This is a genomic window from Halobacillus sp. BAB-2008 (genome assembly GCF_000328325.1).
Lineage (GTDB): Bacteria > Bacillota > Bacilli > Bacillales > Halobacillaceae > Halobacillus.
Genome location: NZ_ANPF01000128.1, coordinates 1 through 789 on the forward strand (window position 1 = coordinate 1; position 789 = coordinate 789).

Genomic DNA, 789 nt, shown 5'->3' on the forward strand with positions numbered 1-789 from the left:
GTTTATTTTATTACAAAAAGGTTACATACAATATATACCAAATGAGGGGTGATTATATTTTGAAGAAAATGTTTTTGTTACCCGTATTTTTCATTGTTTTATTTTTTGCATTGATTAGCTTTGGAACTTCAGCATCTGCATCGATTAGTACAACAGAAAATTCTGATGAATATACTGAAAACTTAATGGGACTTAATATAGTAATTCCGTATAAGAAGTCTGAGGTGAGTATTGAGAAATTTGAGGAGCCTTTAAAGGAAAAGTTATTCATCTATGATAAGGAGACTAATGAATTATTAAAAACCTTCACTGTTAAAGAAGAAATACCTCTATCTACACAAGATGTTAGTGCCCAAGATACATTTTTAACTGTCAGCGAATCACGAATAGATAATGATTTAGAAAGTACTTTGAGCGCACGCCTTGTAATAGAAGGATCAGGTTCCTTTAGACAAATTAATGAAGTAAGAGATACTTTCTGGCAAACATCTAGTGGAAATCACCAGCTAGTCAATAGAACATCTGATGCTATATCAACAACTGGTTCTTTTCCTACAACTGAAATTGAGGTGACTGGAGCTGCAACAATTGAAGTAGAAACTACTTATGAAGCATCCGCAGGATTTGAAGCAGCTGGATTTAGTGTATCTGGTGGAACAGGCGGCTCATATTTTGCTAGAAAAGATATTGCCGAAGGCTTTACTGAAAGAACATACTAAAGAATCAGGTTATAAAGTGGGTAGGAAATTCCTACTCTCTTATATATATTAGGAATGCACCTTTAACATT

At 33.6% G+C, this 789-nt stretch carries 1 protein-coding gene; it reads left to right on the forward strand.

Annotated features, from left to right (window positions below; translation table 11 throughout):
- Window positions 1-719: hypothetical protein (locus D479_RS20070; protein ID WP_008640639.1), on the forward strand; the 719-nt coding region annotated here is incomplete at its 5' end.
- Window positions 720-789: the final 70 nt, after the last annotated feature.